General features: G+C 68.6%; 16 protein-coding genes and 1 pseudogene. 8 read left to right on the plus strand and 9 right to left on the minus strand.

The genetic code is table 11. From position 1 onward, the window contains the following. Window positions 1–7: 7 nt before the first annotated feature. Window positions 8–1,546, minus strand: coding sequence for a tetratricopeptide repeat protein (locus ACW172_RS07955; RefSeq protein WP_492034642.1), 1,539 nt, complete (start codon window positions 1,544–1,546; stop codon window positions 8–10). Window positions 1,547–1,598: 52 nt separating this feature from the next. Beyond that, window positions 1,599–3,083, minus strand: coding sequence for a tetratricopeptide repeat protein (locus ACW172_RS07960; protein ID WP_492034643.1), 1,485 nt, complete (start codon window positions 3,081–3,083; stop codon window positions 1,599–1,601). Window positions 3,084–3,270: 187 nt separating this feature from the next. Between ACW172_RS07960 and ACW172_RS07965 the strand changes: the two genes are divergently transcribed. Next, window positions 3,271–3,717 (plus strand): YMGG-like glycine zipper-containing protein, encoded by a 447-nt coding sequence (locus ACW172_RS07965; RefSeq protein ID WP_492034644.1) that lies wholly within the window; start codon window positions 3,271–3,273, stop codon window positions 3,715–3,717. A 55-nt stretch (window positions 3,718–3,772) separates the two neighbouring features. Here the strand turns inward: ACW172_RS07965 and pgi are convergent, their stop codons facing one another. Further along, on the minus strand, window positions 3,773–5,371 hold the full coding sequence (gene pgi, locus ACW172_RS07970) for a glucose-6-phosphate isomerase (protein ID WP_492034645.1): 1,599 nt from the start codon (window positions 5,369–5,371) through the stop codon (window positions 3,773–3,775). Window positions 5,372–5,479: 108 nt separating this feature from the next. Here pgi and ACW172_RS07975 point away from each other — a divergent pair, with 108 nt between their 5' ends. The 4 genes from ACW172_RS07975 (at window position 5,480) to mmcB (ending at window position 7,559) form a co-directional block, all read left to right on the plus strand. Further along, window positions 5,480–5,956 (plus strand): hypothetical protein, encoded by a 477-nt coding sequence (locus ACW172_RS07975; protein WP_492034646.1) that lies wholly within the window; start codon window positions 5,480–5,482, stop codon window positions 5,954–5,956. Window positions 5,957–6,057: 101 nt separating this feature from the next. Continuing rightward, window positions 6,058–6,525 (plus strand): universal stress protein, encoded by a 468-nt coding sequence (locus tag ACW172_RS07980; protein WP_492034647.1) that lies wholly within the window; start codon window positions 6,058–6,060, stop codon window positions 6,523–6,525. A 50-nt stretch (window positions 6,526–6,575) separates the two neighbouring features. Further along, complete coding sequence (locus tag ACW172_RS07985) at window positions 6,576–7,070, plus strand: GNAT family N-acetyltransferase (RefSeq protein ID WP_492034956.1); 495 nt, start codon at window positions 6,576–6,578, stop codon at window positions 7,068–7,070. 63 nt (window positions 7,071–7,133) lie between these two features. Further along, on the plus strand, window positions 7,134–7,559 hold the full coding sequence (gene mmcB / locus ACW172_RS07990; RefSeq protein WP_492034957.1) for a DNA repair putative endonuclease MmcB: 426 nt from the start codon (window positions 7,134–7,136) through the stop codon (window positions 7,557–7,559). Window positions 7,560–7,562: 3 nt separating this feature from the next. Here the strand turns inward: mmcB and ACW172_RS07995 are convergent, their stop codons facing one another. Then, window positions 7,563–8,120 carry an ActR/PrrA/RegA family redox response regulator transcription factor gene (locus ACW172_RS07995; RefSeq protein WP_492034648.1) on the minus strand — a complete coding sequence of 186 codons (558 nt, stop codon included), beginning with the start codon at window positions 8,118–8,120 and terminating at the stop codon, window positions 7,563–7,565. A gap of 92 nt (window positions 8,121–8,212) precedes the next feature. After that, entirely contained in the window at window positions 8,213–9,718 is a 1,506-nt protein-coding gene (locus tag ACW172_RS08000; RefSeq protein WP_492034649.1) for an ActS/PrrB/RegB family redox-sensitive histidine kinase, read from the minus strand. An 87-nt stretch (window positions 9,719–9,805) separates the two neighbouring features. On the opposite strand from ACW172_RS08000, the gene ACW172_RS08005 reads away from it, so the two are divergent. The 3 genes from ACW172_RS08005 (at window position 9,806) to ACW172_RS08015 (ending at window position 12,591) form a co-directional block, all read left to right on the plus strand. Further along, complete coding sequence (locus ACW172_RS08005; RefSeq protein WP_492034650.1) at window positions 9,806–10,423, plus strand: SCO family protein; 618 nt, start codon at window positions 9,806–9,808, stop codon at window positions 10,421–10,423. Window positions 10,424–10,613: 190 nt separating this feature from the next. After that, on the plus strand, window positions 10,614–11,894 hold the full coding sequence (locus ACW172_RS08010; protein ID WP_492034651.1) for a polyhydroxyalkanoate depolymerase: 1,281 nt from the start codon (window positions 10,614–10,616) through the stop codon (window positions 11,892–11,894). Further along, window positions 11,848–12,591: a M48 family metallopeptidase gene (locus ACW172_RS08015; protein ID WP_492034652.1), complete on the plus strand. Its 744-nt coding sequence runs from the start codon at window positions 11,848–11,850 to the stop codon at window positions 12,589–12,591. Before ACW172_RS08010 ends, ACW172_RS08015 begins: the two co-directional genes overlap by 47 nt. Here ACW172_RS08015 and ACW172_RS08020 read toward each other — a convergent pair whose 3' ends face one another. The 4 genes and pseudogenes from ACW172_RS08020 to ACW172_RS08035 form a co-directional block, all read right to left on the minus strand. Next, window positions 12,592–12,987, minus strand: a complete 396-nt coding sequence (locus ACW172_RS08020) for a hypothetical protein (protein WP_492034653.1) — start codon at window positions 12,985–12,987, stop codon at window positions 12,592–12,594. A gap of 138 nt (window positions 12,988–13,125) precedes the next feature. Beyond that, entirely contained in the window at window positions 13,126–14,292 is a 1,167-nt protein-coding gene (odhB, locus tag ACW172_RS08025) for a 2-oxoglutarate dehydrogenase complex dihydrolipoyllysine-residue succinyltransferase (RefSeq protein WP_492034958.1), read from the minus strand. A 204-nt stretch (window positions 14,293–14,496) separates the two neighbouring features. Then, window positions 14,497–14,655, minus strand: a pseudogene (locus tag ACW172_RS08030) (biotin/lipoyl-containing protein); the annotation flags it as partial. A gap of 90 nt (window positions 14,656–14,745) precedes the next feature. Continuing rightward, window positions 14,746–17,754, minus strand: a complete 3,009-nt coding sequence (locus ACW172_RS08035; RefSeq protein ID WP_492034654.1) for a 2-oxoglutarate dehydrogenase E1 component — start codon at window positions 17,752–17,754, stop codon at window positions 14,746–14,748. Window positions 17,755–17,997: the final 243 nt, after the last annotated feature.

Consider the following 17,997-nt stretch of genomic DNA (forward strand, 5'->3'; position numbering starts at 1 on the left):
CCGGGGTCTACGAGGAAGAGGCGGCGCCATTCTGGGTGGATTTGGCCCAGGCCGCCTCGACCGTGAGGCGGAACAGGCTGCGGCTGCGGTTGAAGGCGCGCTGGGACTGGACCGTCTCGCTCGCGCTTCCGGCGCGCGCCAGGGCGGCCTGACCGGCGGGGCGCAGGACGTCCAGCGCATCGGCGGGACGCTCGGCCTTCAAGAGGACGCGAGAGAAGTCCTCGGCCCGTTCGGTGGCCTGGGGGTGGCCGGGGGGCATGCGGCGACGCGCCAGATCGAGACCCTGACGGAACCAGGGCTCGGAGGCCGAGGGGCCTTCGACGGCGGCGACGGCGCCGGCCAGGGCGTTGACGGTCCAGCCGATGGCCGGGTGCTCGGGGCCGATGGTCCGGGCCAGACTTTCATACGACTTGCGCAGCAGGGGCAGGGCCTCGGCCTGCCGCCCTTGCGCCTGCAGGTCGCCGGCGAGATTGCCGATCGTGAAGCCGGTGTTGCGGGTCTCGCGGCCCTCATGGACGCGGATGTCGATCACGGCCTGACGCAGCAGGGGCTCGGCCTCGGCGTAGCGGCCCTGACGGTCGAGGTTCCAGCCCAGATTGGCGTTGATGACCGAGGTCTCGAACGGGTCGTCCGCAGCGACCTGAAGCCCCTGCCGATAGAGGGCCTCGGCCTGGACATAGAGCTGCTGGCTGGTGCGGACCTGACCCAGGGTGTTGATGGCCTCGGCGAGACCCGGTCGGCCGTAGTCGCCCTGAAGTTCGAAGGCGGCGATGGCGGCGTCGAGCGCGGCGGCGGCCTCGTCGTAACGGCCCTGGGCGTCGAGGGCGAGGGCCAGTTGCTGCAGGGGATTGCCGTCGGAAGGGTCGCGAACGGCGACGGCCTGACGCAGGTCGACCAGCCCGCCCTCGAAGTCCCCGGCCTCGGATTTCAGACGGCCGCGGGTGGTCAGGGTCCAGGTCTTCATCGAATCCGAGCCGCCGTTTTCGGCGATGGTCACGGCCCGCTCGGCCCAGGGCAGGCCCTGTTCGGGGCGGACGCGGGTCGACCAGGTCAGGGCGACGCCGGCCGCGGCCTCGGCGGCGGCGTCAACATGGCGAGGACTGGCTTCATAGAGGGCCAGGGCCGTGCGCCAGGCGGCCTCGGACTGGTCGGGCTTGGCGGTGTCGAGTGCCCGGGCTTCCAGCTTCCACAGGTCGGCGAGATCGACCCCGCCGCCGCCGATGGCGCGCGACCGTTCCGCGATGGCCTGACGCCGGACTGTCGCCGCCTCGTCCAGCCGCCCGGCGGCGGTCAGGACGACGCTGAGGTTGAAGGCGTCGGTGGCGGCGGCGACCGACTGCCAGCCGACGGCCTTGCGGTGGCCCATCCAGGCCGAGCGGTAGGCGCGTGCGGCGGTCTCCCAGTCATTGGCCGACTGGGCGTCGGAGGCGACTTTCACATCGGCGTCGGCCTGGGCCGAGACGGCGGCGCGGTCGGGATTTCCGGCGAGCGCGGATGAGGCCGCGAGCGCGACCACCAGTCCCAGAGCTGCCCCAATCCCCTTCATCCCCGTATCCTGAACCCGAACGGCGGCGGCGTCGCCTGACGATTCCCGTTCTTCAGGGGGCTGCGTTGGCCAGACGCCAGTCGGCCTGGACCCTCTGTTCGAACAGGGGGCCGGCGCCCTTGATACTGGTGCGCCAGTCGCGACCGCCCGAACCTTGTCCCACGAGGGTCCCCAGCGAGCCGCGCAGTTCGGCCAGGGCCTCGGCCGGGCGGTTCTGGTCGAGCAGGAAGCCGGCGTAGAGGCCCGACTGGTCCAGACCGATCGGATGGGCGGCGGCGAGGCGGGTCGCGGCGATGGTGCGGGCGCGCAGGAACTGGGCCTCCGCCTCGGCCGGACGGTTCAGGGCGGCGAGGGTGCGGCCGTAGCCGCCGAGCGTCTCGACCAGATCGGGGCTGTCGAGGCCCAGACCGGCCTCCTGGGCGTGGAGGCCGGCGGCGAACTGGGCTTCCGCCTCGGCGGGACGGTTCTGGTCCAGCAGGCTGAAGCCGATATTGGCGCGCACGGCGCCGACGAAGGGGTGATCCGGCCCGACGAGGGCGACGGCCAGATCAAGGGCGCGGCGGAACTGGATCTCGGCCTTGCGACCATCGCCTTGCGTATGCAGGAACCAGCCGTAGTTGGTCAGGCACTGGGCCAGAAGGACCTTGTCGCCCGAGACCTCGGCGACCGAAACGGCGCGGCGGTAGAGGGGGGCGGCCTCGCGCGCCCGGCCGGTGCGCCGCAGCGAATTGCCGAGGTTGGACAGGACGATAGCCAGGTGGAAGTCCTTGGGCCCGTGCAGCACCTCGTACATGCCCAGCACCTGTCGGTAGGCGGGGTCGGCCTCGGCGTGGCGGCCCTGGGCGGTCAGGGTGTTGGCGTAGAGGTTCAGACTGTCGGCGGTCTTTTCCTGCACCGGACCGAGCACGGCGCGGCGCAGGTCGTAGGACTGGCGGGCGGCGACCTCGGCCTCCTCGTTGCGGCCCTGGGCGTCGAAGGCCTTGGCGCGGTCGTAGATCAGGGTGGCGATTTCGGCGGCGTCGGGAGCGTCCGCATCGGATGTGGTGCGTCCGGCGCGGCGCAGGGCCAGGGCGCGGTCGAGGTCGGCATGGGCTGACGGATAGTCGCCGGCGTCGATTTTCAGCCGGGCGCGCGAGCCCAGGGGGCGGGCCAGACGGACGTCGTCGGCTCCATAGGCCCGTTCGACCACCGAGGCGGCGGCGTCGAGCGCCTCCATCGCGCCCTTGAGGTCATCGGCGGCGTAGCGGGTCGAGGCGAGGACGATCAGGACCTCGGACGCCTCGACTGGATCGGCGTGCAGCGCGAGGACGCCGGGGACGTCTTTCGGCGTTTCTGGCGGGCTGATCTCCGATCGGGCCGAGATGCGGACGTCTGCCGGTGCAGGCGGAGCAGCAGGACGGGGCGGTGGGGGAGGTGGAGGCGGGGGCGCCGCGACCGGCGGTGGCGGAGGTGCGGGCAGCTGGGCGGCTGGAATCACAGCGCAACCCGCGACCAGGAGGCTCGCCATCACGCCGAATACGCCACGCCTGCGGATCATCGCGCCCCCTTTGAATTCCGACGGTATGCGGCGCGGACGCGGGCGACAAGTCCGGCAAGGCGCGCGCGGCTTTATGAAGATGAACCCCCTATGAACGCGGTGAACCCGGGTCGTTCAGAAGCGGGGCGTTAGAAGGAGACCATGACGTCGGCATCCGCCGGCCCAACCTCTCGCAAGGAGACGCACCATGATGAAGTTTTCGAAGCTCGCCGCCGGCGCCGCGGCTCCCGTTCTGGCCCTGAGCCTTCTGGCCGGTTCGGCCAATGCCCAAAGCTATCGTGACCATCGCAACAACGACGATACCGCCAAGAACGCCCTGGTCGGCGCCGCCATTGGCGGCATCGCGGGCGCCCTGATCGGCAACGGCGACGGCCGCTATGTCGCCGGCGGGGCCCTGGCGGGTGCGGCCGTCGGCGCCGCCGCCTCCTCGAACTCGCGTTATGACGACCGCAACTATCGTGGCGGCTACGGCTACAGCTACGACCGGGGTCCGGACTGCGGCTATTTCCGCGACGGCCGCTGCTACCGCAACGAAGGCCACTGGGAACGCGATCACGGCATCAACAGCCGCGACTACGACCGCGACCGCGGCCGCTATGACCGGCGCGACTATCGCTACGACCGCCGCTGGTAGGTTGTAGCTGAGGGCGGGAAACGGGCGCTTCGGCGCCCGTTTCTGCGTCTGGAGTCTAGCCCAGGAGCCGGGTCAGCAGGCCCGCCGTCGAGGGATCGAGGTCGGCCGAAGGGCCGCCCGCCGCGACGTCCTTGAGAATGGCCTTGGCCAGCACCTTGCCCAGCTCCACGCCCCACTGGTCGAAGGAGTTGATGTCCCAGACCACGCCCTCGACGAAGGTCTTGTGCTCATAGAGGGCCAGCAGGGCGCCGAGGGTTTCCGGTGTCAGCCGTTCCATGACGATGGCCGTCGAGGGGCGGTTGCCGGGGAAGGTCTTGTGCGTGGCCAGACGGTCGGCTTCGGCGGCGTCAGCGCCCGAAGCGAGCAATTCGGCGTGGGCCTGTTCGGTGGTCTTGCCCAACATCAAGGCCTGGCCCTGGGCGAGGGCGTTGGACCAGAGGGGGCTTTCCGGCGCGTCCTCATGGGTTTTGGCCACGATGACGAACTCGGCCGGGACGACCTGCGGGCCCTGATGGATCTGCTGGAAGAAGGCGTGCTGGCCGTTGGTGCCGGGCTCGCCGAAGACGACGGGACAGGTCTGGCGGCTGACGGGCGAGCCGTCGCGATGGACGCGCTTGCCGTTCGATTCCATCTCCAGCTGCTGCAGGAAGGCGGGCAGGCGGCGCAGGGCGTGGGCGTAGGGGGCGACGGTGCGGGCCGGGCGGTTCAGGCCGTCGACGTTCCAGATCTGGGCGAGGGCCAGAAGGACGGGGGCGTTCTTCTCCAGCGGGGCCGAGACGAAGTGATCGTCCATGGCGGCGGCGCCGGCCAGCATCGCCTCGAAGACGTCGGGACCCAGGGCGATGACGCAGGAAACGCTGACCGCCGACCACAGGGAATAACGGCCGCCGACCCAGTCCGAGAAACCGAAGATTCGGCCGCATCCGAACTCGTGAGCTTTCTTGAGTGCGACCGTGACACCGATCAGTTGGCGCGACAGTTTGTCGGTCGGAATCGCTGCGGCGAGCCAGGCCTTGGCGATTTCGGCGTTGGCGAGGGTCTCCTGGGTGGTGAAGGTCTTGGAGACGATGATGACAAGGGTGGTTTCCGGATCCAGGCCGGTCAGGGCCTCGGCCATGTCCCGCGGATCGATATTGGCGACGAAGCGCAGGTCGATTTCCGGCTCAAGCGGACGCAGGGCGTCCCAGATCACGCGCGGGCCGAGGTCCGAGCCGCCGATGCCGATGTGGACGATGGCCTTGAAAGGCTTGCCGGTGGCGCCCGTTTCGGAGCCCGATCGAACGATGCGCGCATAGTTAAGCATGGCGCCACGGACGTAGTCGACGTCTTCCGAGACCGGCTCACCCAGAGCGAGGTAGTTCGAACCCCTGGCGGCGCGCAGGGCGGGGTGCAGGACGGCGCGGCCCTCGGTCGAGTTGATCGCCTCGCCGCCGAACAGGCGCGTACGGGCGGCCTCGACCCCGGCGGAACGGGCCAGATCCAGGCAGGTCTCGAACCCCTCGCGGGTCCAGGCTTGTTTGGAAAGGTCGAGATAAAGGCCGGCGGCCTCTACCCCCATGCGCGCGACCCGGCCGGGGTCGGCGGCGAACTGGTCGACAATGCGGGCGTCGGCGTCGCGGGCGGCGGCGGCCTCAAACGCGGTCCAGTCGGTCATGGTAAACGTTTCCTGTCGATCTCAAGGTGTCGTTTACGGGTGAGGCGTAAGCCGGTTCAACGGTTATTCCGGTCCTGATTCCTGAATTGATCCGGCGGAGAAGTTTCGATGTCCTGCGGTATCGCCCTGAGCCTCGTCCTGATGATGAGCGACCCCAATGTGGCCCTGGCCGCGGCCCAGCCGCCTGCCGTCGCGGGCGCGCCGGTCTCGGTCGCCGGAGAGCCCCTGTTCCGCGACATCGTCAGCCAGTCCGGTTCGCTGAAGGCCGTGGTCGACGCCTGGGCCGCCGCAAAGGCCGCCGACGCCCCGGGGTTCATGACCGGCGCCGACTTCACCGGCTTCAAGGACCGCGCCGCCCATCTGTCGCAGACCGATATGCAGGGCCATCTGATCCTCAAGGAGCGGGGCACGGACGGCGACCTGAAATGCATCCTGCGCGGCATCTCGGAAGACATCCCCAAGAAGATCGCCGCCGTCGAGGCCGCGACCACGCCCGAGGCGCGCGCCGTGGCCCTGTCGGAGCTGTCCTATCTGCTCAACGACAATGTCGAGGTGATCACCTCGCCGCCGCAGCCCGAAGTCTGAAGCCCGAAGTCCAGGGTCAACGACCCGATTGGCGCAGGGACCAAAACGCGCTTGACTGGGGATGGCCGCGTCGAGAGCGGTCGCGGCCGAAGCGAGCCCTCATGCCCAGGAAGTTTCTGGTCGTCGTCGACGACAGCCCCGAGTTCGACGCCGCCCTGCGCTACGCTGCGCGCCGGGCCCGCTCGACCGGCGGCCGGGTCGCGCTTCTGGCCGTCATTCCCGACAGTTCCGACGAGCACTGGGCCGGGGTGCGCGAGGAAATCCAGCGCCAGCAGAGGGCCGAGGCCGAAGCCCTGCTGGCCCGTCTGGGTGCCGAGGCCGCCGAACGCTCGGGCGCCCAGCCCATCTTCATCATCGAGACCGGCGACGCCCAGGCGGCGATCCGCAAGACCGTCGGCGACGATCCCGAGATCAAGATCCTGGTCCTGGCCTCGGCCGGGGGCGGGCGGTCGGCGGGGCCTCTGGTCTCGGCGGTGCTCAAGCACGGCGCGGCCTTCACCGGGCGCAAGCTGCCGGTGACCATCGTGCCCGGTGAGCTGACCGACGCCGAAATCGAGGATCTGGCGTGAGCGAGGGTCCGGTGATCGAAACGGGGCGGCTGATCCTGCGCCCGACCGCGATGAGCGATTTCGAGCGCTGGTGCGACTTCCAGTCCGATGCGGAGACGACGCGCTTCATCGGCGGGCCGAAGACCCCGGCTGAGGTCTGGCGCATCCTGATGACCTGCGCGGGGGCGTGGGCGCTGACGGGCGAATGCTTCTTCTCGATCATCGAGAAGGAAACGGGCCAGTGGATCGGCCGGATCGGGCCTTGGGCGCCGCACCAATGGCCGGGCAAGGAGGTGGGCTGGAGCCTGCACCGCGACGCCATGGGCAAGGGCTATGCGCTGGAGGCCTCGGTGGCCTCCATGGACTATGCGGTGGATGTGCTCGGCTGGGACGACATCATCCACACCATCGATCCGGCCAATGAGGCCTCGGCGAAGCTGGCGGAGCGGCTGGGGTCGGTGAACCGGGGACCGGGCCGGTTGCCGCCGCCGTTCGAGGCCGCGCGGGTCGATCTCTGGGGCCAGACGGCGGCCGAATGGCGGGAGAACCGCAAGCGGTTTGGCTGAACCCGGCGGCTTGCGACCGGAACGGACCCGGAACATAATGCTGGAGTGAGCGCCCTCCTCGACATCGAACTCGTCTTCAGCCGGCCCGAAACCACGCTTTCGGTGACACGCGGCGCCGCGCGGCTGCTGCTCGATATGGGCTATGCGCCTCTGCTTGAGGTCTGTTTGCCGAACGGGCGGCGGGCCGACGTCATGGCCCTCGGCAAGAAGGGCGACATCGTCATCTGCGAGGTGAAGTCCGGGATCGAGGACTATCGCGTCGACCGCAAATGGCCGGAGTACGCGCCCTTCTGCGACGCCTTCTTCTTCGCCGTGGCCCCGGAGTTTCCGCAAGGCGTCCTGCCGGAAGAGCCCGGCCTGATCGTCGCCGACGGCTTCGGCGGGGCGGTGGTCAGGGACGCGCCGGTGCTGACGCTGGCCCCGGCGCGCAGGAAGGCGCTGACGCTGGCCTTCGCGCGGCTGGGGGCGATGCGGACGCTGAGGGACTAACCCTTACCGAGGCGCGCGCTTGGCCAGGATGCGCTGCAGGGTGCGGCGGTGCATGCCCAGACGGCGCGCGGTCTCCGAGACGTTGTGGTCGCAGAGCTCATAGACGCGCTGGATATGCTCCCAGCGCACCCGGTCGGCGCTCATCGGGTTTTCGGGCGGCTCGGGCGAGGCGTCGCCGATGGCGAGCAGGGCCTTGACCACATCGTCGGCGTCGGCGGGCTTGGACAGATAGTCGACCGCCCCGGCCTTGACCGCCGCGACCGCCGTGGCGATGGCGCCGTAGCCGGTCAGCATGACGATGCGGGCGTCCTCACGGCGCTCGCGGATCGCCTCGACGATCTTCAGGCCGTTGCCGTCCTCCAGCCGCATATCGAGCACGGCATAGGCGGGCAGGGCGATCTTCAGCGCATCGGTCGCCTCGGCGAGGGATCCGGCGGTGGTCACTTCGAAGCCGCGCGATTCCAGGGCGCGTCCCAGTCGGGTGCGCAGGGCCTGATCGTCGTCGAGCAGAAGCAGGGTTTTATCGTGAAGCGCGGCGACGCGGTCCTCGATAGCTGACATTTCAAGAGTCTCCATGGGCCTCAAGTCGCGGTCCGGACCGTGCGGGTCAAGACATGCGCGGCGTTTGGTCGCGACCGAGGAAGCGCCTGTAATCAGGTGATTTCAAGCGCGTTTCGCGACCAGCGCACCGTGACGCGCGCCCCGCGTTGGCCGAGTGGGCCGTCGCCGGCGCCGACCGTGACCCGGCCTCCGGTGCGCTCCAGCAGGGTGCGGGCGATGAAGAAGCCGAGCCCCATGCCGCCCTGGCTGGGGATCACCGCCTCGCTGGACGGCAGGGGCGGATAGGGCGGGGGCGACATCGGTCCGTCCTTGCGGCGGCCGAGGGCGCCGAGCCCGACCCCCAGAGTGGCCCGGGCGGGACGGGCGGCGGCGCGCAGCTGGGCGGCGAGGGCCCGGCGCGCCTTGCCGTGCGGACGGCTGGTCACATAGGGCTCGCCCAGACGCGGCAGGATGTCGGGGGCGAAGCCGGGGCCGTCGTCCAGCACCTCGATGGCGATGGTCTCCTCATCGACCGTCGCCGAGACCCGCACGGCCGAGGCGGCGAAGTCGGCGGCGTTCTCGACCAGGGTCGACAGGCCGTGGACCACCTCAGGCAGGCGTTTGACCTGGGGTGGAGCCTCGCCGTCCAGCGCGTTCACGGCGACCGAGATGTCGAGGTCGAATCCCAGATGCGGATCGACGACCTCGTTCAACAGGGCCTTGAGGCCGACCTCCGTATAGAGGGGATCACCATCCTCGGGGCGCTGCGATAGCCGGGTCAGGATTTCGCGGCAGCGGTCGGCCTGTTGCAGCAGAAGGGCGGCGTCCTCGGCCTCGGGGCTGTCGGCGGGAGCGCCGCGCAGCATCTCCTTGGCCACGACCTGGATGGTGGCCAGAGGCGTGCCCAGCTCATGGGCGGCGGCCGCGGCCAAACCGCCCAGGGCCGCCAACCTCTGTTCGCGCTGAAGCACGTCCTGGGTGGTCGCCAGGGCCAGCTCGAGCTTTTCCGCATCGGCCGCGACCCGCCAGGCATAGGCCGAGGTGAAGACCACCCCGGTGGTCAGGGCCATGGCCAGCCCGATGCGGTAGAGCAGGGGCAGGATCAGCTCGGTGCCCGACTGCCAGGGCAGGGGCAGGGACCATTTGAACAGGACGGCGGTGGCGATCAGGACGAGGAAGCCCAGGCCGATCGCCTGACGGCCGGGCAGGGAGGCCGCCGCCACCGTCACCGGGGCGACCAGCAGCAGGCAGAAGGGGTTCTCCAGCCCTCCGGTCAGGCCCAGCAAGGTCGAGAGCTGCAGGATGTCGAAGCCGAGGTGCAGCGCCGTCTGGCGGCCGTCGGGCAGGCGGTTGTCGGTGCGCCGCAGGTGCAGCAGGGCCGCGACATTGACCGCCGCCCCGGCCCCGATCACCGCCACACAGGGCCAGACCGCCAGGGGGAAGTGCAGCAGCTCATGCGCCACCCAGATGGTCGCCCCCTGACCGGCCAGGGTCAGCCAGCGCAGGATGATCAGGGTCCTGAGTGTCAGGCCGCGCCCGCGCCGGGGAAGGTCGCGCCAGTGGTCGGCCGGACCCTCGCCGCCGATCAGCGGAGCGGGGGGAGGGGGCTGCGACGTCATCGCTTTCGAAGAGGCGGTTTCACGGATGTCCACGCCCGGTCTATAGACCGCCCGACGCCGTCTGTCGGTAGCGCCGGGAAAGACCAAATGCCACGCCGTTCCATAATGTTGTTCGCGGCCGCCTGTCTGGTGATCGCCGCCGCCCTGGCCATCGTCACCGTGGTGGTGGTGACCGGTCGCGAGCGCGGCGTGACGCAGGAGGCCTCCACCGGCCAGCCGGCGGTCGGCGGGCCGTTCCAGCTGGTCAATCAGGACGGCCAGACGGTCGACCAGACGATGCTGAACGGCAAATGGACCCTGGTCTTCTTCGGCTTCACCTACTGCCCCGACTACTGCCCCACCACCCTGACCGGGCTGGCGGCGACCAAGCAGCAGATGGGCGACAAGGCCAGGGACCTGCAGATCGCCTTCATCAGCATCGATCCGGCGCGCGATACGCCCAAGGCGCTGAAGGACTATCTCGAATCCGACGGCTTCCCGAAGGGCGTCGTGGGCCTGACCGGAACGCCTGACCAGGTCGCGGCCGTTGCCAAGGAATACCGCGCCTATTTCCAGAAGGTCGGCGAGGGCGAGACCTACACCATGAACCACACCCTGACGGTCTATCTGATGGGGCCGGACGGCAAGTTCCGCGCGCCCCTGGCCTATGACCTCGGGCCGCAGAAGTCGGCCCAGTTGATCGAACGGGTGATGGCGCGGGGCTGACGAACGGCCCTGGTGGCGGCGCCGGTCCCCCGCTCAGGCAGCGAGCGACCGCGTCGCGACCGGTAGGGGCCTCCTGAGCCGCTGCGCTGCTCGCCGAAAGTGATAATCCTTTTGCAGTGCACAATGATTTATGGTGCCCTGACTTGATGGCGCTTGCGCCGCACCCGGTCGGGACCGATATCGGAACCTCATGCTGTACGCACTTCACGAGCTCGCCTACCAGTCGGCGCAGCCTTTCCGTCTCGGGGCGCAGTTCGCCCGGAAATTCTGGACCTCGCCCTTCAATCCGGCGTCGGACACGGCCGTCGGCCGCACGGCCTACGCCTCGGCCGAGCTGTTCGAGAGCGTCACCCGCCGCTACGGCAAGCCCGACTGGGGGCTTGAGGTCATCACCATCGACGGCAAGCCGGTGCGCACCGTCGAACAGGTGGTCTGGGAAAGCCCCTGGGTGAAGATGGTGCGGTTCGCCCGCAACGTCGGCGATCTGAAGCGCGCCAAAAAGCCCGTCGCGGCCCCCAGCGTCCTGATCGTCGCCCCCCTGTCGGGCCACTATGCGACCCTGCTGCGCGGCACGGTCGAGACCTTCCTTCAGGACCACGACGTCTATGTCTCGGACTGGACCAATGCGCGGCAGGTGCCGATGCTGGAGGGCCGGTTCGACTTCCACGACTATATGGACCACGTCCGCTCGATGCTGGCCCAGATCGGCCCGCGCGCCCACGTCGTCGCCGTCTGCCAGCCCGGACCGCCGGTCCTGGCCATGGCCGCGGTGATGGCCGAGGACAACGATCCGAACCGTCCGGCCTCCATGACCTTCATGGGTTCGCCCATCGATGCCCGCCTGTCGCCGACGGTGACCAATGTTCTGGCGGAAGAGAAACCGTTCACCTGGTTCCAGTCGAACATGATCCACACCGTGCCCTGGCCCTATCCGGGGTTCGGCCGGCGGGTCTATCCGGGCTTCGTCCAGCTCTACAGCTTCATGTCGATGAACGAGGAGCGCCACACCGACGCCCACTGGACCTATTTCGAGGATCTGGTGAAGGGCGACGGCGACGGGGTCGAGAAGCACGAGCAATTCTACGACGAGTATCTGGCCGTGCTGGACCTGTCGGAAGAGTTCTATCTCCAGACCATCGACATCGTCTTCCAGGACTACACCCTGGCCAAGGGGGAGCTGGTCCATGACGGCCGCCCCGTCGACCTGAAGAAGATCACCGACATCGGCCTGATGACGGTCGAGGGCGAGAACGACGACATCTCCGGCGTCGGCCAGACCCAGGCCGCCCACATCCTGTGCCCCAACATCCCCGTCGAGCGTCGGGTGCTTCACGTCCAGCCGGACGTGGGCCACTATGGCGTCTTCAACGGACGCCGGTTCCGCGAGGAAATCTATCCCCGCGTCCGGGACTTCATCACGGACAATGAAAAGCTCTCTGCCGTACCGGACCGGTCAGCGACTGCCGCTTGAACCCGCGACTGCGGGTGGAGAGACGATTCCGCTCCGGCTCTCGGTGAACCCGAGGGCGCGGCGGATCTCGATCCGCATCGACGCGCGGGCGGGCGAGGCGGTGGCCATCGCCCCCAGTGAACGCCGCCTTTCCGAGGCGGTGGCCTTCGCGCGCTCCAAGGCTGGCTGGATCGCCGAACGGCTGGAGGCGCGGGTCGAGGGCCAGCCGCTGCAGCCGGGCCAGATTATCTTGCTGCACGGCCTTGAGACCCGACTGGAGGCGACCGGGACCAATGGGGCGGCCCGGCTGACGGCCGACGGCGTCGGGCCGGTGATCCGCTCAGGCGGGGAGGGCGAGGCCTTCGCCCGCCGGGTCGAGAACCTGCTGAAGCGCGAGGCGCGGACGCAGCTGGTCGCCCGCACCGAGATCCATCTGAAGGCCCTTAACCAGAGGCCGGTGAAGGTCTCGGTCGTCGACACCCGCTCGCGCTGGGGCTCGTGCAGCCCGCACAACCGCTCGATCCGCTATTCCTGGCGCATGGTCATGGCCCCGCCAGCGGTGCTCGACTATCTGGCCGCCCATGAGGTGGCTCATCTAGTCCATGCGGATCACAGCCCGGCCTACTGGGCGGTGGTGCATGGGCTGGTCGGGGATCACCGGCCGTTCCGCGCCTGGCTCAAGGCCAACGGGCAGGCCCTGCACGCGGTGGGGCGCTAGCTAGCGCAGCAGCCCCGCCAGCGGCATGGACAGGACCAGCAGGGTCGCCAGGCTGTAGACGGCGAAGGCGTTCAGGGTCTGGCGGCGGCCGTGGGCCGAGATCGGGTCGCGTGGGCGATACCAGCGCTGGGCCCATAGCAGATAGGCGGCTTGCGCGCCCCAGCAGGCCAGGAAGACCAGAACCGCCCAGGGCTGGAGCAACATCAGGGCCACGCCCGAGGCCAGGACCAGCACCGAGCCCATGGCCAGCATGACGTCGGCGGCGCGTTCGGTGGGGGAAGAGGGCAGGACGGCGGCGATCGCCCGCTCCATCCGCCAATTGATCAGCACCTGCCGCAGGGCGAGAACCCCCGCGAGCACATAGAAGACACCCATCCCCCGAACGGCCCATTCCATGAGGGAAGGGTGACCTATCGGTTCGTGGAGGTAAACCTACGGATTCTGACAGGGGCTGCGTGCAGCGCTGTCAGACCATGGCGTGGAGGAACAGCGCGCGACCGTCGAAACGTCCGCGCGCTGTCTCTCGCAGGTCTCTTAGAGGTCCAGCAGCGAGCGCTGCGGGTCTTCGAGGTGTTCCTTGACGCGGACCAGGAAGGTCACGGCTTCCTTGCCGTCGACGATGCGGTGGTCGTAGCTGAGGGCCAGGTACATCATCGGGCGGATCTTGACCTCGCCGTTGATGGCCATCGGGCGCTGCACGATGTTGTGCATGCCCAGGATGCCCGACTGCGGCGCGTTCAGGATCGGCGTCGACATCAGCGAGCCGTAGGTGCCGCCGTTGGTGATGGTGAAGGTGCCGCCCTGGAGCTGGTCCATGGTCAGGCCGCCGTCGCGGGCGGCCTTGCCGAGGTCGGCGATGCCCTTCTCGATGCCGGCCAGCGACAGCATGTCGGCGTCGCGCAGGACCGGAACCACCAGACCCTTGTCGGTGCCGACGGCGACGCCGATGTCATAGTGGTTCTTGTAGATGATGTCGGTGCCGTCGATCTCGGCGTTGACGGCCGGGATTTCCTTCAGGGCGTTGATCACCGCCTTGGTGAAGAAGCTCATGAAGCCCAGCTTGACGCCGTGGCGCTTCTCGAAGGCGTCCTTGTACTGGGCGCGCAGGGCCATGACCTGGGTCATGTCCACCTCGTTGAAGGTGGTCAGCTGGGCGGCGGTGTTCTGGGATTCCTTCAGGCGGCGCGCGATGGTCTGGCGCAGACGGGTCATCTTGACCCGCTCCTCGCGCGGCTGGTCGGCGCGCGGGGCGGCCGGAGCGGCGGCGACCGGGGCCGGAGCGGCGGCCTTGGGGGCGGCGGCGGCGGCAAGCGCGTCGCCCTTGGTGATGTTGCCCTTCGGACCGGTCGGGGTGATCGAACCGGCGTCCAGGCCGCCCTCGGTGACGATGCGCTGGACCGACGGCGACAGCTGGGCCGAGCCGGTGTTTGCGGCGACGACGGGATCGGCGGCGGGGGCGGGAGCCGCGGCAGCCGGGGCGGCGGCCGCGCCGGCGCCGGCGGCGATGGAGCCGATGGTCTGGCCCGGGGTGACGGTCGCGCCTTCGTCGGCGGTAATGGTCAGGACGCCGTCGGTCGGAGCCGCGACCTCGACCGCGACCTTGTCGGTCTCGATCTCGACGAGGACCTCATCCTTCTTCACCTGTGCGCCATTTTGCTTCAGCCACTTGCCCATCGTGCCTTCGGCGACGCTCTCGCCCATGGTCGGGACCGGGATGGCGACGGTGGCGCCGCCGGTGGCGGGAGCAGCAGCGGGAGCGGCGGCGACGGGGGCCTCGGCGGCCTTTTCAGCCTTCGGGGCGGGCTTGGTCGCGGCCGGGGCGGCCGAGGCGCCTTCGGTGACGACGCCCAGGACCGTGCCCGGAACGACGGTGTCGCCCTCGCCGGCCTTGATGTCCGACAGGACGCCGTCGGCCGGGGCCACGACTTCCAGCGAGACCTTGTCGGTCTCCAGCTCGACCAGGACCTCGTCCTTCTTCACCGCGTCACCGACCTTTTTGGTCCATTTTGCGATACTGGCTTCCGAGACGGATTCACCAAGGGTCGGGGTCAGGATGTCGGCCATGTCGGGTCCAGGCTTTCGTATTTCAGGCTTCAGGCGGCGTTGTAGGTCAGTCTTGTGTCAGGCGAACGAACACAGGTCTAGGTTTGGGGTCTAGGCGAAGGCCTCGTCCGTGAAGGTCTGCAGTTCCTTCAGGTGGCGGCTCATCAGGCCCGCGGCGGTGGAGGCCGAGGCCGGACGACCCACGTAGCGGGCGCGCTTGGACTTCACGTTCAGCTTCTCGAGCGTCAGTTCGATCCACGGATCCACGAAGGTCCAGCCGCCCATGTTCTTCGGCTCTTCCTGGCACCAGACCAGTTCGGCGTTCGGGAAGCGGGCCAGTTCGGTCATCATCGACTTCATCGGCCAGGGGTAGAACTGCTCCAGACGCAGCAGATAGACGTCGTCGACGCCCTTCTTCTCGCGGGCGTCGAGCAGGTCGTAATAGACCTTGCCCGAGCAGACCACGACGCGACGGATGTCCTTGTCGGCCTTGATCTTGATGCCCGAGATCTCGGGGCGGGTCTGGGCGTCGTCGTGCAGGACGCGGTGGAACGACGAACCCTCGGCCATGTCGGCGATGGACGAGACCGCCTTCTTGTGACGCAGCAAGGATTTGGGCGTCATGATAATCAGCGGCTTGCGGAACGGCCGCTGCATCTGGCGACGCAGGATGTGGAAGTAGTTGGCCGGGGTCGTGCAGTTGGCGACCTGGATATTGTCCTCGGCGCAGGCCTGCAGGAAGCGTTCGAGGCGGGCCGAGGAGTGTTCCGGACCCTGGCCCTCATAGCCGTGCGGCAGCAGCATGGTCAGGCCGCTCATGCGCAGCCACTTGCGTTCGCCCGAGGTGATGAACTGGTCGATGACCACCTGGGCGCCGTTCACGAAGTCGCCGAACTGGCCTTCCCACATGACCATGGTGTTCGGGTCGGCGAGCGAATAGCCGTATTCGAAGCCGAGCACGGCCTCTTCGGACAGGGCCGAGTCGATGACCTCGAAATTGGCCTGGCCTTCGCGCAGGTTGTTGAGCGGGATGTACCGCTCCTCGGTGGTCTGGTCGATGATGCCCGAGTGGCGCTGGGAGAAGGTGCCGCGCACCGAATCCTGACCCGACAGGCGGACCGGGAAGCCTTCGTCCAGCAGGCCGGCGAAGGCCAGGCTCTCGGCCGTGGCCCAGTCGATGGTGCCGGCGGTCAGGCTCTCGCGACGCGCCTCGATGACGCGCTTCAGCGTCTTGTGCATGTCGATGGAGTTCGGGATGGTCGTCAGGCGGTGGCCGTAGTCCATCAGCTTGTCGGCCGGGATGCCGGTCTTGCCGCGGCGCTCGTCGTCCTCGGCCAGGCCCACGCCCTTCCACTGACCGTCCAGCCAGTCGGCCTTGTCGGCCTTGAAGGTCTTGCCGGCCTCGAACTGTTCGTCGAGCCAGGCTTCCTGCTTGGCGACCAGGGCGTCGACCTCGGCCTCGGTCAGGACGCCTTCGGAGACCAGGCGCGCGGCGTAGATTTCACGCGTCGACCGCAGGGCGCGGATCTTCGAATACATCAGCGGCTGGGTGAAGGTCGGATCGTCGCCTTCGTTGTGGCCGAAGCGGCGGTAGCAGAACATGTCCACCACCACGTCCTTGTGGAATTTCTGGCGGTATTCGGTGGCGACCTTGGCGGCGAAGACGACCGCTTCCGGATCGTCGCCGTTCACGTGGAAGATCGGCGCCTGGACCATCAGGGCGACGTCCGAGCAGTAGGGCGTCGAGCGCGAGTTGCGCGGCGAGGTGGTGAAGCCGATCTGGTTGTTGATGACGAAATGCATCGTCCCGCCGGTGCGGTAGCCCTTCAGACCCATCAGGGCGAAGCATTCGGCGACCACGCCCTGACCTGCGAAGGCGGCGTCGCCGTGGATCAGCAGCGGCATGACCTTGGAGCGGTCCAGCGCCCACTTGTTCTCGGGCACGCCGACATTGGCCTCACGGATGTCGAAGGCCTGCTTCGCGCGCGCCTTGCCCAGGACGACCGGGTTGACGATCTCGAGGTGCGAGGGGTTGGCGGTCAGCGACAGGTGGACCTTCTTGCCGTCGAACTCGCGGTCCGACGAGGCGCCCATGTGGTATTTGACGTCGCCCGAACCCTCGATGTCCGACGGCACGGCCGAGCCGCCCTGGAACTCGTGGAAGATGACCTTGTGGGGCTTGCCCATGACGGTCGCGAGGGTGTTCAGGCGGCCGCGGTGGGCCATGCCGATGACGATCTCGTCGATGCCGAGCGCGCCGCCGCGCTTGATCATCTGCTCCAGCGCCGGGACCATGGCCTCGCCGCCGTCCAGGCCGAACCGCTTGGTGCCCGGGAAGCGCTTGTGGGAGAAGCGTTCGAAGCCCTCGGCCTCGATCAGCTTGTTCAGGATGGCCAGCTTGCCTTCCTTGGTGAAGCCGTTCTTCTCGAAGGCGTCCGCGCCCTCGAAGCGCTGCTGCAGCCAGGCTTTTTCTTCCGGCTCGGCGATGTGCATGTACTGGATGCCGATGTGGCCGCAGTAGGTGCGCTCCAGGATCGCCATCAGCTCGTTCACGGTCGCGTACTGCAGGCCCAGGACGCCGTCGAGGAAGATCGGGCGGTCCAGGTCGGCGGCGGTGAAGCCGTGGAAGGCGGGGGTCAGCTCGGGGTTATCGATCGGCTGTTCGATGCCCAGCGGGTCGAGCTTGGCGTGAAGGTGACCGCGCACCCGGTAGGTGCGGATCAGCATCAGGGCGCGAATGGAATCGTGGGCGGCGGCGCGGACCTCGTCGGCGCTGACGCCGGCAGCGGCGGGCGCGGCGGCAGGCGCAGCAGCCTTGGCCGGAGCGGCGCCGGCCTTCTTGGGATCAATCTTGGGGGCGGGCCACTGACCGTCGAAGACGCCGGTCTCCTCGGTGGGCTCCAGGATGCCGTTGCGGCCCCAGCCGCCGGCCGCGCCCGAGGCCTTGACCACCGCGGCCGAGTCCTTGAGCTGGTCGAAGAAGCTGCGCCATTCGGCCGAGACGGAGGCGGGATCGGTCGCCCATTTCTCGTGCAGGTCCTCGATGAAGGCGGCGTTCGCGCCATACAGGAAGCTGGTCTCGGCAAAGACCTGGTTCAGCCGACCGGCATCGTCCGCCATTTTCTCACGTCGTCCTTCTGGGGCCCCACGGTCACAACCGCGTGAGGCCGGCGCGGTTCATATAGGCGCTGTTTCCTTATGGGTCATGACCGAAGAGGGGCGAAACGATAAGAAATTGGTTCCGAGCGTAACAAAAACGCCCCCGGCCGTGACCGGAGGCGTCTTCGATGCGGGTTTCCGGCACGATCGATGCCGAAACCGGTGTCATGCCACCCGCGCAGGGCGACAATTCACCGCGATGTC

The organism is Brevundimonas sp. ALps5 (assembly GCF_058681645.1).

Excerpts from the sequence above, each read along its gene's own strand:
- ACW172_RS07985 (WP_492034956.1), top strand. The coding sequence starts at position 6,576 with ATGAGCGATTTCGAGCGCTGGTGCGACTTCCAGTCCGATGCGGAGACG.
- pgi (WP_492034645.1), bottom strand. The coding sequence starts at position 5,371 with ATGACCGACTGGACCGCGTTTGAGGCCGCCGCCGCCCGCGACGCCGAC.
- ACW172_RS07995 (WP_492034648.1), bottom strand. The coding sequence starts at position 8,120 with ATGTCAGCTATCGAGGACCGCGTCGCCGCGCTTCACGATAAAACCCTG.
- ACW172_RS07965 (WP_492034644.1), top strand. The coding sequence starts at position 3,271 with ATGATGAAGTTTTCGAAGCTCGCCGCCGGCGCCGCGGCTCCCGTTCTG.
- ACW172_RS08000 (WP_492034649.1), bottom strand. The coding sequence starts at position 9,718 with ATGACGTCGCAGCCCCCTCCCCCCGCTCCGCTGATCGGCGGCGAGGGT.
- ACW172_RS08005 (WP_492034650.1), top strand. The coding sequence starts at position 9,806 with ATGCCACGCCGTTCCATAATGTTGTTCGCGGCCGCCTGTCTGGTGATC.
- ACW172_RS07955 (WP_492034642.1), bottom strand. The coding sequence starts at position 1,546 with ATGAAGGGGATTGGGGCAGCTCTGGGACTGGTGGTCGCGCTCGCGGCC.
- odhB (WP_492034958.1), bottom strand. The coding sequence starts at position 14,292 with ATGGGCGAGAGCGTCGCCGAAGGCACGATGGGCAAGTGGCTGAAGCAA.
- ACW172_RS08035 (WP_492034654.1), bottom strand. The coding sequence starts at position 17,754 with ATGGCGGACGATGCCGGTCGGCTGAACCAGGTCTTTGCCGAGACCAGC.
- ACW172_RS07975 (WP_492034646.1), top strand. The coding sequence starts at position 5,480 with ATGTCCTGCGGTATCGCCCTGAGCCTCGTCCTGATGATGAGCGACCCC.
- ACW172_RS07980 (WP_492034647.1), top strand. The coding sequence starts at position 6,058 with ATGCCCAGGAAGTTTCTGGTCGTCGTCGACGACAGCCCCGAGTTCGAC.
- ACW172_RS08020 (WP_492034653.1), bottom strand. The coding sequence starts at position 12,987 with ATGGAATGGGCCGTTCGGGGGATGGGTGTCTTCTATGTGCTCGCGGGG.
- ACW172_RS08010 (WP_492034651.1), top strand. The coding sequence starts at position 10,614 with ATGCTGTACGCACTTCACGAGCTCGCCTACCAGTCGGCGCAGCCTTTC.
- ACW172_RS07960 (WP_492034643.1), bottom strand. The coding sequence starts at position 3,083 with ATGATCCGCAGGCGTGGCGTATTCGGCGTGATGGCGAGCCTCCTGGTC.
- ACW172_RS08015 (WP_492034652.1), top strand. The coding sequence starts at position 11,848 with ATGAAAAGCTCTCTGCCGTACCGGACCGGTCAGCGACTGCCGCTTGAA.